The 11,605-nt window shown below is 70.3% G+C and carries 10 protein-coding genes; 4 read left to right on the plus strand and 6 right to left on the minus strand.

From position 1 onward, the window contains the following. Nucleotides 1–322 precede the first annotated feature (322 nt). Both polX and C469_RS06495 read left to right on the plus strand, forming a co-directional pair. Nucleotides 323–2,080: a DNA polymerase/3'-5' exonuclease PolX gene (gene polX / locus C469_RS06490; RefSeq protein WP_008004926.1), complete on the plus strand. Its 1,758-nt coding sequence runs from the start codon at nt 323–325 to the stop codon at nt 2,078–2,080. Nucleotides 2,081–2,155: 75 nt separating this feature from the next. Continuing rightward, complete coding sequence (locus C469_RS06495; protein ID WP_008004928.1) at nt 2,156–2,800, plus strand: DUF7095 family protein; 645 nt, start codon at nt 2,156–2,158, stop codon at nt 2,798–2,800. Nucleotides 2,801–2,834: 34 nt separating this feature from the next. Here the strand turns inward: C469_RS06495 and mtnP are convergent, their stop codons facing one another. The 3 genes from mtnP to C469_RS06510 are packed head-to-tail and all read right to left on the minus strand — an operon-like array spanning nt 2,835 to nt 4,978. After that, the gene (mtnP, locus tag C469_RS06500) at nt 2,835–3,722 is read right to left on the minus strand and encodes an S-methyl-5'-thioadenosine phosphorylase (protein ID WP_008004929.1); all 888 of its coding nucleotides are present in this window, start codon (nt 3,720–3,722) and stop codon (nt 2,835–2,837) included. 45 nt (nt 3,723–3,767) lie between these two features. Continuing rightward, nucleotides 3,768–4,763 carry a YeiH family protein gene (locus tag C469_RS06505; RefSeq protein ID WP_008004930.1) on the minus strand — a complete coding sequence of 332 codons (996 nt, stop codon included), beginning with the start codon at nt 4,761–4,763 and terminating at the stop codon, nt 3,768–3,770. Further along, complete coding sequence (locus tag C469_RS06510) at nt 4,763–4,978, minus strand: hypothetical protein (protein ID WP_008004933.1); 216 nt, start codon at nt 4,976–4,978, stop codon at nt 4,763–4,765. The genes C469_RS06505 and C469_RS06510 overlap by 1 nt, the downstream gene beginning before the upstream one ends. Before the next feature lie 130 nt (nt 4,979–5,108). On the opposite strand from C469_RS06510, the gene C469_RS06515 reads away from it, so the two are divergent. Continuing rightward, nucleotides 5,109–6,593 (plus strand): HD domain-containing protein, encoded by a 1,485-nt coding sequence (locus C469_RS06515; RefSeq protein ID WP_008004934.1) that lies wholly within the window; start codon nt 5,109–5,111, stop codon nt 6,591–6,593. Between the two features lie 223 nt (nt 6,594–6,816). Here the strand turns inward: C469_RS06515 and C469_RS06520 are convergent, their stop codons facing one another. The 3 genes from C469_RS06520 to C469_RS06530 all read right to left on the minus strand — a co-directional run bounded on the left by C469_RS06520 (nt 6,817) and on the right by C469_RS06530 (nt 9,765). Continuing rightward, complete coding sequence (locus tag C469_RS06520) at nt 6,817–8,247, minus strand: FAD-dependent oxidoreductase (RefSeq protein ID WP_008004935.1); 1,431 nt, start codon at nt 8,245–8,247, stop codon at nt 6,817–6,819. Between the two features lie 144 nt (nt 8,248–8,391). Next, on the minus strand, nt 8,392–9,060 hold the full coding sequence (locus C469_RS06525) for an HD domain-containing protein (RefSeq protein ID WP_008004937.1): 669 nt from the start codon (nt 9,058–9,060) through the stop codon (nt 8,392–8,394). A 9-nt stretch (nt 9,061–9,069) separates the two neighbouring features. Continuing rightward, on the minus strand, nt 9,070–9,765 hold the full coding sequence (locus C469_RS06530; RefSeq protein WP_008004938.1) for a phosphoribosyltransferase: 696 nt from the start codon (nt 9,763–9,765) through the stop codon (nt 9,070–9,072). Nucleotides 9,766–10,441: 676 nt separating this feature from the next. On the opposite strand from C469_RS06530, the gene gatB reads away from it, so the two are divergent. Then, nucleotides 10,442–11,605 (plus strand): Asp-tRNA(Asn)/Glu-tRNA(Gln) amidotransferase subunit GatB (gene gatB, locus C469_RS06535; RefSeq protein WP_008004940.1); only part of this gene is annotated, 1,164 nt, incomplete at its 3' end.

An 11,605-nucleotide genomic window follows, 5' to 3' on the forward strand; every position in this document is an offset into this window, starting at 1 on the left:
GCGCAGGCGTTCACGAGAGCAAAGCTCTCGTGAGCCAATCAGAACGCAAAGCGTTCTGATGACGACGACAAGCACCGCAAGGAGCGAGCACCGCGAGCGACTGAGGAGCGCAGCGAGTGTGCGGCGTCCTCGCGGCTGGGGCTTTGGAAGTGTTCACCGTCGATCGACAGTTACCCACTTATAAGCGAGCGGCTGGGGCTTTGGAAGTGTTCACCGTCGAGTCACCGGCAACCACGTTAAAAGGGCTCACCGACCGCATCCCGATCGTCACCCGCCCCGATCGCTCGCACTTATTAGTACCGTCCGACCGAACCACCACGTAATGAGCCGCAACGACGAGGTCGCCGCCCTCTTAGAGGAGTTTGCCGACCGGCTCGAAGCGACCGGCGTCGAGTACAAGCCGACCGCCTACCGCCGCGCCGCGGAGAACGTCCGCGAGCACACCGCGCCGATCGAGAACCTCGCGGGGGAGGGCGAGGACGCGGTCGCCGAGATCGACCGCGTCGGCGACGCCATCGCGTCGAAGATCGTCGAGTACTTCGAGACCGGCGAGATCGAGGAGCTGGAGGCGCTCCGCTCGGAGCTGCCCGCCGACATCGGGGCGCTGACCGCGGTCGAGGGCGTCGGCCCGAAGACGGTCGGGAGCCTCTACGAGGCGCTCGGGATCACCACGCTCGACGAACTGGAGGAGGCGGCGGAAGCGGAGCAGATCCGCGAGGTCTCCGGCTTCGGTGCGAAGACCGAGGAGAACATCCTGGAGAACATCCCGTTCGCGCGCGAGGCCCGGAAGCGCACCCGCCTCGGCGACGCCCGCCCGGTCGCGGACGCCGCGCTGTCGTACCTCGACGACCTCGACGCGGTCGCGTCGGCCGAGGTGTGCGGCTCGATCCGGCGCTGGAAGGACACCATCGGCGACGTCGACCTGCTCGTCGCCAGCGACGCGCGCGAGCCGATCGTCGAGGCGTTCACCGAGTGGCCCGAAGCCGACGCGACCATCGAGGCCGGTACCGGCAAGGCGAGCGTCCGCGCGAGCGGCACTCGGGTGGACCTCCGGATCGTCGACGGCGGGGAGTTCGGCGCCGCGCTCCAGTACTTCACCGGCTCGCGCGCCCACAACGTCGCGGTGCGCAACCGCGCGATCGACCGCGACCTGAAGCTCAACGAGTACGGCCTGTTCGACGTGAGCGAGGTCGAGGACCCCGACGCGGGCCAGCGGGTCGGCGAGCGCGTCGCGGGCGAGACCGAGGACGGCGTCTACGAGGCGCTCGACATGGAGCCCGTCCCGCCCGAGCTCCGGGAGGACAACGGCGAGGTCGCGGCGGCCGCGGCGGGTGAGCTTCCCGACCTCGTCGAGACCGAGGAGCTCCGCGGCGACCTCCACACCCACACCGACTGGTCGGACGGCGGGTTCTCGATCGCGGAGATGATCGAGGCGGCCGCGGAGCGCGGCTACGACGCGCACGCGGTCACCGATCACGCCGCCGGGCCGGGGATCTTCGGCAACACCGGGCTGGACGAGGCCGAGATCGCCGAGCAGGCGGAGGCGGTCACCGACGCGGTCGACGCGGTCGACGCCGACATCGAGGTGTTCCACGGGATCGAGGCCAACATCGACGCCGAGGGGGCGATCACCACCGACGACGAGACGCTCGCCGACCTCGATATCGTCGTCGCCTCGCCGCACTCCGCGCTGGGCCAGGACCCCGACGCCGCCACGGAGCGGCTGATCCGGGCGGTCGAACACCCGCACGTCGACGTGCTCGGCCACCCGACCGGCCGGATCATCAACAGTCGCCCCGGGATCGCGCCGGACGTGGAGGCCGTCGTCGCGGCCGCGGCCGACGCCGGCACCGCGATCGAGGTGAACGCGAACCCAGCCCGGCTCGACGCCGACGGGGATACCGTCCGAGCCGCGATCGACGCCGGCGCGACGATCGCCGTGGACACCGACGCGCACTCCCCCCGCGAGCTCGATAACGCCCGGTACGGCGTCCACACCGCCCGACGCGGCTGGGCCGAGACGGCGGACGTGCTCAACGCGCGCTCCTCCGACGAGATCCGGGCGTTCCTCGACGGCTGATCGCGACGCCTCCCCCTCCGCGACGCTCGCCACCGAGCGAAACCGGTTTGCCCGCGACTCGCCTACGCTTCGCCAATGGACCGCGAGCAGGCCGTCGCTCGGCTGGAGACCCTCGTCGACCGCGTCGAACGCGAGACCATGCCGGTCCCCGTCCGCGAGGTGTGGGCCTTCGGCGACGTGGCGCTCGGGCTCGACCCGGTCGAGCGGCTCGACGTCTACCTCACCAAAGACGTGATCATGGGCGGCGACACCGAGGCCGCCGCCGACTTCGCGGCCGAGTACGGCGTCAAGGGCGTCGGCACCTCCGTCCGCGCCGAGTGGGCCGAGGCGCACCCCGACCGCGTCCGCGTGAGCGACAACGGGTACGCCGCGCCCGAGAAGTGCCTCGCGGCCGAGCTCGTCGCTGATGACGAGCCGATCCACCTCGAAGTGTGCAACGCGGGCTTCGAGGACAACGTGCGCCAGCGGCTGAAGGGCGCGCTCGCCCGCGACGCCTACGAGGAGGTGCTCGACCCCCGCGGCGTCTGCCTGTGGGTCGACGGCACCCGCGACGAGGAGGCGTTCGACCGGCTGCGCGAGGCCTCGCTCGCGATGCCGACGCTCCCCACCGCGCTGGGCATGCTCGGCGCCGACGAGGAGGTCGCGAACGAGGCCGCGGACGTGCTCAAGCGACGGCGCGCCGAACAGGAGGGCGCGTCCGTGCGCGGCGACATGGTCTGAGTCGGGTCGAGCGGGCCGGGCGGGCCGAGCGCCCTTATAAGTAGTCGCCCAGCAGCGGCTCGACGCGCTCGCGAGTGTCCTCAGGGATCGCCTCGGTGGGCGTGTTGACGGTGCCGTCGAGCGAGGTGTGCGCCTCGCACTCCAGGTCGTCGGGGAGCGTGCGCACGGCCTCCTCGACGGCGGCCTTGATCGCCGTCTGGTTCCGTTCGGCGTTTTCGAGGACCTCCGCGAGCGTCACCTCGCTGTCCGCCTTCCACACGTCGTAGTCGGTGACGCCGGCGATCGTCGCGTACGCGATCTCGGCCTCGCGGGCCAGCTTCGCCTCCGGGATCGCGGTCATGCCGACGAGGTCCCACCCCTGGCTCTTGTAGAACTCCGACTCCGCGCGCGTCGAGTACTGCGGCCCCTCGATGCAGACGTAGGTGCCGCCCTTCACGACGTTCGTGCCGTCTGCGCCGTCGTCGCCGTCACCGCCCACGGCCGACTCCGCGGCCTCGGTGAGGTGGTCGACCAGTTCCGGGCTGTAGGGGTCCGCGAACGGCTGGTGGACGACGACGCCGTCGCCGTAAAAGGAGAGGTCGCGGTGCTTCGTCCGGTCGTAGATCTGATCCGGGACGACGAGCGTGCCGGGCTCCAGCTCCTCCTTCAGGCTCCCGACCGCGTTCGACGCGAAGACGTGGGTGACGCCGGCCTTTTTCAAGGCGTACATGTTCGCGCGGTACGGGAGGTCGGTGGGCGAGACGCCGTGGTTCGAGCCGTGTCGGGGGAGGAACGCGACCTCCTTCCCGGTGTCCGCGAACTCGCCGATCGTGATCGCGTCGCTCGGCTCGCCGTAGGGCGTGTCGTACTCGACCTCGCGCACGTCGTTCAGGGGGAGCGCCTCGTAGATTCCGCTGCCGCCGATGAAGCCGATAGTGCTCATACGCGGAGTGCGCCCGCTCGCTACTTATACGGATTGAAAAGGGGATTACAGCAGCCACCGCACCGCCGCCAGCGCGAGCGCGCTCACGACGAGCAGGTGGACGAGGACGGCGCCGACGGCGGCCCCGCCGACCTCGCGCATCTCCCGGAGCCGGATCGAGAGCCCGAGACCGACGAACGCCAGCGTGAAGAGCGCGTCCGAGACGCGCCCGATCGACTCCAGCGCGGCCGGCGAGAGGAGCCCGCTGTTCGCGATCGCGGCGACCGCGAGGAAGCCGAGGAGGAACTTCGGGAACTCCGCCCACAGCCGGCGCACGCCGGGGTCCGTCGCCGACCGCGCCGCGTACGCGAGCGAGTAGGCGACGGCGACCCCGCCCAGAAGCGAGTTGCGCGCGAGCTTCGTCACGGTCGCCCACTGGCCCGCCTCCGGCGAGTGGGCGAACCCGGCCGCGGCGACGGGACCGGTCGAGAACATGCTCACGCCGGCCCAGACGCCGAACTGCCGGCCGGTGAGCCCGAGCCACTCGCCGGCGATCGGGAACGCGACGAGCGTGACGGCGTCGAAGAGGAGGACGGTCGCCGCCGCGAACGTGATCGCCGAGCCGCGCGCGTCGAGCACGCGACCGATCGCGACGACGGCGGAGACGCCGCAGATGCTCGCCCCCGCGGCGAGCAGCGAGGGCGTCTCCCCGTCGAGCCGGAACAGGAGCCGGGCGATCGCCTCCGCGAGCAGGAGCCCGCCGGCGACGGCGGCGACCACCATCCCGAGCACGGTCGGCCCCGCGGCGAGGAACTCCTCGACGACGACCGCGGCGCCGAGCAGGACGATCCCGGTCTCTAAGAAGAGCTTGTCGACGCCGACGCCGGGCTCGGCCATGTCGGGCGTCCCCGCCGTGTTGCCGACGAGCGCGCCGACCGCGACGGCGACGACGAGCGGCTGGAGCCCGTCGACCGCGCCGGCGACGAGGTGCGAGAGGAGCGCGCCGACGGCCAAGAGCGCGAGACCGGGGAGGTACGACCGAGCGGCGTCGGCGACTCCCATCAGAAGCGGCCCGCGGCCTGTGCCGCGGCGTGGGCGGCGACGACCCCCAGCCCGAGCGCGAGCGCCTGCCAGCCGCGGTCGAGCGCGGTCCACCGGTCGACGAGCGGGGAGCCGGTCCCGGGGGCGGCGGCGTCCGGCCGGTCGCCTGGGGCATCCGCCCGGTCGCCGGGATCGACCGCCCGCCCTCCCGGCCCGTCGCCTGCGTCCGATACCATGCGTGGGGATCGCCGCGCTCGCTATTTATAAGGACGGAATCGGGCCGTTTCGGGCGGACGGGAGCGGCGAACGGGCGCCGGCGCCGGACCGAAAGAGGCACCTCGCGGGGCGGTGTCGTGTCCACAATCGATGCCCACCACCCAGATCAAAGACCCCGTTCACGGCTACGTCGAGCTGCCGAACGCGCTCGTCGAGGGCGTCGTCGACACCCGGCCGTTCCAGCGGCTGCGGTACGTCCGCCAGCTCTCGGCCACGCACCTCGTGTACCCGGGCGCGAACCACACCCGGTTCGAGCACTCGCTCGGCGTCTACCACCTCGGCCGGACCGTCTTCGAGAACCTCCGCCGACAGTCGTACGTCACGCGGGACGCGACGACCGACGAACTGGAGGAGATCCAGCGCACGCTGGAGTGCGCCTGCCTGCTCCACGACGTGGGTCACCCGCCCTTCTCGCACCTCTCCGAGGGGTTCCTCGACGAGGGGGTCCTCCGGGAGCGCGTCGTCGAGACCGGGTTGGTCGACGCCTTCGATTCGGCCGGCGTCGGCGGCGCGCCGCTCCGCTCGGCGAACCCGCACGAGCTGCTCGGCTGCGTGATCATCGTCGAGGAGTACGGCGACGCCCTCCGTGATTTCGACGTGGACCCGTTCGAGGTGTGCGCGTACGTGCTCGGCTACAGCCTCGCGTACGAGCGCGGCGAGCCGTGGCAGTACGGGGTCGGCGCCCAGCTGCTCCACTCCCCGATCGACGTGGACCGGCTCGACTACATCACCCGGGACAACTACATGACCGGCGCGGGCGTGCTGAGCTTCGACGTCGACCGCATGGTCGACGCCTACACCGCCCACCCAGAGGAGGGGCTGGCGCTCACCGAGAAGGCGCTCTCGACCATCGGCAACTACCTCGAGGGGCGGATCGCGCTGTACATGTGGGTCACCCAGCACCACAAGTCGGTGTACGCCAACCGCCTCCTGCAGGCGATGCTCGGCGAGTACGAGGCCGTGACCGGCGAGAGCCCGGTGACGGTCGACGGCGTGCTCGCCCGGGAGCTGGACGACAACGCCGTGCTCGAACGGCTCCGCGTGGCGGCCCGCGAGCATCCCGACTCGACGCTCGCCTCGATGTACGACCGCTTCCGCGGGCGGCGCTTCCCGGCCACCTGCTGGAAACACCGGATCGCGCTCGCCGACCGGATCGGCAGCGATCTCGAGGGCGGAGACGGAACCGGCGGGGACGGCGATAGCGACGGGGACGGCGATAGCGGCGAGGGCGACCGCGGCGGGGAACGCGGTCCCGCTCTCGACGATTTCACGGCGTGGCTCACCGAGGGCGACGACCGGCTGGAGCGCCTCCTCGCCGACGCCCTCGACGTGCCGGTCCACGAGGTGTGGATCGACCGCTCGTACGTGCCCGCGTACGACCCCGACGAGCTGGAGGACATCCCCATCGCGTACGGCGGGACGACTCGGTCGGTCGGCGACTGGGGACTCTACGGCGACCGCGCGTTCGACGTGCCGATCCCCTTCGTGTTCGTCCCCGACGGGACGAAGCGGCGGGCGATCCGCGTCCTCAGAGAGGCGTTCGAGCGCGAGGTCGGCGAGGGGACGGGGGCGTGAGACGGGACGGACGGTTCGCAGACTGCTCGGTATTTAAATGGTCGCGCGAAACGGCGGAGAACGAGCGCCGCGGGCTACGCGAAAACGAGCCGGCGAACGGCGTCGGGCAGGGGGATCGCGATCGGGCCGGATGCGGCCGACTCCGCGCGTCGCGCGTCTCGATTGGGCCGGAGAGGCGGCGGTCAATCGGGCGAACCGGGGGGTCGAAGTCGACTCGACCCGGTCAGTCGTCGGCCTCGGCGGGGACGCGGTCGTCGGAGTCGTCGGCGTCTCCCTCGGCGTCGGCGTCGCTTTCGGTGTCCGCGTCCGCCTCGTCGTCGACCCGCGGGAAGTTCTCGATCGTCGCCTCACGGAAGGCGTCCTCGTCGAACTCGTGGTCCCCGTCGAAGAAGTCGAGGACCGTCTGCACGTCCGTCATCGCGTTCTTCAGCGCGGTCGAGGCGCCCGGCGAGGGCGTGATGTTGAACAGAATTCCGTCGCCGGTGATCTTCGCCTCGCCCATGTCGAGCTCCTTGGTCTCCGTGTTGACGATCTGCGGGCGCACGCCGCCGTACCCCTTGGCGCGCTCGATATCGTCGACGTCGACGGTCGGGACGACCTTCTGGACGTTCGGGAGGAACGCACGCTTGCCGACCTCGGGGATGTCGTACACGAGGTTGCGCACGACGTAGGGGAAGAGGATCCGGTCCGAGAGGATGTTGACGTAGCTCAGGACCGACCCGGGCGAGAAGCCGAACACGTCGGCGAAGTCGCTCACGGTGGAGAGCTCGCCGCGCTCGAGCGCGGGGACGAGCTTCGCCGTGGGGCCGAACCGCGTGACGCCGTCGTCGTGCACGTCGGCGTCGCCGTGGACCGCCGCGAACGGGAGCTTCTTCATCTGGAGCGTGTACACCTTCCCGTTCAGGAGGTCGTCCGCGAGGAAGAAGCTCCCCGCGACCGGCAGCAGCGACATGTGCTCGCCGTACCCCATCTCCTTCGCGAACTGGAGGCTGTGGGAGCCGGCGGCGACGACGACCGCGTCGGCCTCGAAGTCGCCGTCGTCTGTCTCGACCGTGAACCCGTCGCGCCCCTCGTCGACGTTCTCGACCGCGGTGCCGAGGTGGACGGAGACGCCGTCCTCGGCTCGGGCGGCGTCGACGAACGACTTCGCGACCGCGCCGTAGTCGACGACGTAGCCGTCGGGCGTCTGGAGCGCCTTGAGCTCCGTGGACCGGTCGCGCCCCTCGACGACCTTCGGCTCCAGCTCTTCGATCTCCTCGCGGCCGATCTCGCGCAGCTTCGGGAAGAGGTCGCCGAACCCGTTCTCGTGGTAGCGCTCCTCCAGCTTGGCGACCTCCTCGTCGCCGACGCCGAGCACCATCTTGCTCCGCTTGCTGTGCATCTCGCGGTCGGGGTCCGTCCCCTCGAGGTAGCCCGCGAGCAGCTCGGCGCCCTCCTTGACCTCCTCGGCCTTCTCGAGGGTGTAGTTCGTCTCGATGTCGCCGAAGTGCAGCGTCTGGGAGTTGTTCGTCCGGTGGGAGTTGATCGCCGCGATCTCCCGCTCCTTCTCGATCAGCGTCACGTCGTCGACGTCGGTGAACTTCGCCACCGTGTACAGCAGCGACGCCCCGCTTATCCCCCCGCCGACGATGATCAGGTCAGTGTTCTCGGACATGCGTGGTGAAAGCTCTCACTCTCCGGAACGAACTCGGCCGTTAACGTTCTTGCTATCTCTCGGCGCTGATCGGCCGGGAGAGGCCCTACAGTCGTCGTTTTTGAGGTTCGACGAACGTCGAACACCACCGGGAGATCGGAGCGGTTAGCTTCCGTCGCGAGCCGCCCGGTACCGCTCGCGGAGCCGATCGAACAGCTCCCGGCCCGTCGCGGTTCGCAGGCGGGGCTCGGTCGTCGCGAAGAACTCGTCGAGGTCGTCGTACTCGCGGAAGGCGTCCGGGTCGCCGTCGGCGGGGTCGTACCGATCGCCGCGCTCGTAGCGCACGGCCTGCAGACAGACGTCGAGGAGGTCGCACTCCTTGACGAGCACGGCCTCCGGCGACTCCCGGGCCTCGTACGCCTCCCACGCGTCGCGGACGCGGTCGGGCAGCGGGCCGGCGAGGTCCGCCATCGCCGCGCGCTCGGCGTCCTCCTTGGCGTCGGGGTCGACCGACTCCGCGGTCGAGTCGGCGCGGGTCGCGATATCGCCGGTCTCGGCCTCCGCCACGTCGTGGACGACCGCGAGCCGGAGCGCGCGGTCGAGGTCGACGCCGGGCAGGTCCCCGCGGAACCGGTCGCCGAGCGTCAGCACGAGGTACGCGACGCCCCACGCGTGCGCGGCCACCGACTCGGGGGCGTCGACGCCGCGGAGCTGCCAGCCCGTGCGCCGCTCGTCTTTGAGCGCGTAGGCGTCGAGGAGGGCGTCGAGGGCGGGCTCGGCGTCGGGGGCGGGCTCGGCGTCCGACTCCGGTTCGTCCGAGTCGTCTCCGGCCATCGCGGGCGGCTACTCGGCGAGCGTCCAGGCGCCGTCGCCCGCGCGGTCGGCCACGTCGCGGCGGACCATCTCGTCGAGCACCTCGTCGAGGCGGCCGGCCTGGGCGACCTCCATCTCGATGCGGCCGATGCCGTGGTACTCGTCGAGGTAGTGCCGGACGTCCTCCCGGTCGAAGACGCTCTGGTCGGCGCGCTCCATCGCGCCCTCGGTGAGGTCGATCATGTCCTCGAGGAAGTTCCACGGGTAGACGACCCACGTCCACTGCTCGAGCCGCTCGCCGACGAAGTCGGGCTGGAACTCGGAGGTGCCGAGCAGCTGGAGGGTGGCGGTCCGGATCTCGCCGGCGTTCCGGTCGTCGACGTACTCCTCGGCGCGGCGGATCGAGCCGCCGGTGTCCGCGATGTCGTCGATGATCAGGACGTCTTTCCCCTCGACGCTCCCCTCCGGCATCGGGTAGCGGATCTGGGGCTCGCCGCTCTTCTCGGCGGTCCCGACGTAGTGTTCCATCTTCAGGCTCGTGAGGTCGTTGAGCCCGAGGAAGTCGCAGACGCACCGCCCCGCGAACCAGCCGCCGCGGGCCAGCGCGACGACCACGTCCGGCTCGAAGTCGGCGCGCTTCACCGCGTTCGAGACGTTGCGGCAGAGCCCGTAGATGTACTCCCAGTTGGTGAGGGTGCAGTCGAAGTCGTCCGGGAGATCGCTCATACGGCCGACCTTCCCACCCGCGCGCTCATAAGGGTTTAGCAACGCTTCCGGAGGGAAGCAACGGGGGCGGGAACCACGCACAGCCTACTCGGAAACATTGCGGTGGCGTGCGCCTGCGAGCGGCCGCTTATAAGCGGCCGCGAGCAGCCCGCGCGAGGGAGTCGGCGACGGCCGAGCGTAGCGAGGCCGGCGGCGACGAGGCTGGGGAGGCGTGAGGTGCGGTGTCGTGCGGTTGGGTGGGACTCAAAGGGGCAGTCGGGAGGGCGGCGCAGACGACGCAAGCACCGCAACGAGGGAGCGCCAGCGACCGAGTGAGGCGCGCAGCGAGTGTGCGCCGCCCTCCCGGCTGGGGCTTTGGAAGTGTTCACCGTCGATCCGTTATCAACTATTTATAAGTAATCGGCTGGGGCTTTGGAAGTGTTCACCGTCGATCNGATCCGTTATCAACTATTTATAAGTAATCGGCTGGGGCTTTGGAAGTGTTCACCGTCGATCCGTTATCAACTATTTATAAGTAATCGGCTGGAACTTCGCGAGTGCCCCCCGCGTCAGCGACAGCGACGACGTAGCGTCGGGACCCACGAGTCCGAACCCCCGGATCCACACAAACGCAACAGTACTACACTACGTATCGGTCCCGACACGATTTAGGTGGCCCGCCCGCAACGGGTCGGTAATGAGCACTCAGGCCGCGACGGAGGAGCGGACGGTCGTGATCGGGCTGGAGGTCCACGTCCAGCTCGAGACCGACACGAAGATCTTCTGCGGCTGCTCGACGGAGTCCGAAGACGACGAGGAGCCGAACACGCGCACGTGCCCGACCTGCCTCGGGCTCCCGGGCGCGCTGCCGGTCCTCAACGAGGGCGCCGTCGAGGCCGCGGTGAAGATCGGCAAGGCGATCGACGCCGACATCCCCGAGACGACGACGTTCCACCGGAAGAACTACTACTACCCCGACCTCCCGAAGAACTTCCAGCTCACCCAGTACGACGCCCCGATCTGCCAGTCCGGGGAGCTTGAGGTCCGCGCCGACGACGAGCCCCGGACCATCGGGATCACCCGCGCGCATCTCGAGGAGGACCCCGGGAGCCTCCAGCACGCCGGCGGCTCGATCGAGTCGGCGACGCACACCCTCGTGAACTACAACCGCGCCGGGACGCCGCTGATGGAGATCGTCACGGAGCCGGACTTCCGGTCGCCGGCGGAGACGCGGGCCTTCCTGGCGAAGCTCGAGGAGGTGCTGGAGTACCTCGGCGTCTTCGACCCGACCCGCGACGGGAGCCTGCGCGTCGACGCCAACGTCTCCCTGGTCCCCGAGAGCGAGGTCGCCGACGACGGGACGATTACCGAGGAGGCCCTCGCGGACGTGAACCGCGCCGAGGTGAAGAACATCTCCAGTCACAAGGGCGCCGAGCAGGCGCTCGCGTACGAGGTCACTCGGCAGGAGAACGTGCTCCGGCGCGGCCGCGAGATCGAACAGGAGACCCGCCACTGGGACGAGGCGCGCGGCGTCACCGTCTCGATGCGCTCGAAGGAGGCCGAGAAGGACTACCGCTACTTCCGGGAGGCCGACCTCCCGGCGCTGGAGGTGTCGGACTGGAAGGAGTCGATTCCGATCCCCGAGCTGCCCGACGCCCGCCGCGAGCGCTTCCGGGAGGAGTACGGGCTCGACCGCGAGTCCGCCTCGAAGCTCACCTCGACGAAGGCGGTCGCCGACTTCTTCGAGGACGTGGCCGAGCAGTTCGACCCCGAGCTCGCCGCGACGTGGGTCGCCGACAACCTGCTCGGCGAACTCAACTACCGCGAGATGTCGATCACGGACGTGGAGGGCCGCCTCGAC

Origin of the sequence: Halorubrum lipolyticum DSM 21995 (assembly GCF_000337375.1) — an archaeon.
In the GTDB taxonomy this organism is placed as follows: Archaea; Halobacteriota; Halobacteria; order Halobacteriales; family Haloferacaceae; genus Halorubrum; species Halorubrum lipolyticum.